The organism is Streptomyces sp. P17, from assembly GCF_032436805.1.
In the GTDB taxonomy this organism is placed as follows: Bacteria; Actinomycetota; Actinomycetes; order Streptomycetales; family Streptomycetaceae; genus Streptomyces.
Genome location: NZ_JAVRBF010001439.1, coordinates 1 through 238 on the forward strand (window position 1 = coordinate 1; position 238 = coordinate 238).

Consider the following 238-nt stretch of genomic DNA (forward strand, 5'->3'; position numbering starts at 1 on the left):
GTTTTACAGTTTATTATATCATTGTCTGTAAAACCCAACAATAAATCCCTTTAATTACAATAATCATAGAAAAGGAGCAACTATATGCAATGTCCCAAGTGCCAATACAATGGCTCTAGAGTAGTAGATAGTCGACCTGCTGATGAAGGCAGAGCGATTCGCCGTCGTAGAGAGTGTGAATCCTGCCAATTTCGTTTTACGACATTTGAACGATTAGAAAGAGCGCCATTATTAGTTG

At 38.2% G+C, this 238-nt stretch carries 1 pseudogene; it reads left to right on the forward strand.

What is annotated here, in order from left to right:
• Window positions 1-84: 84 nt before the first annotated feature.
• Window positions 85-238 (forward strand): annotated as a pseudogene (locus tag RMT89_RS45270) (transcriptional regulator NrdR); the annotation flags it as partial.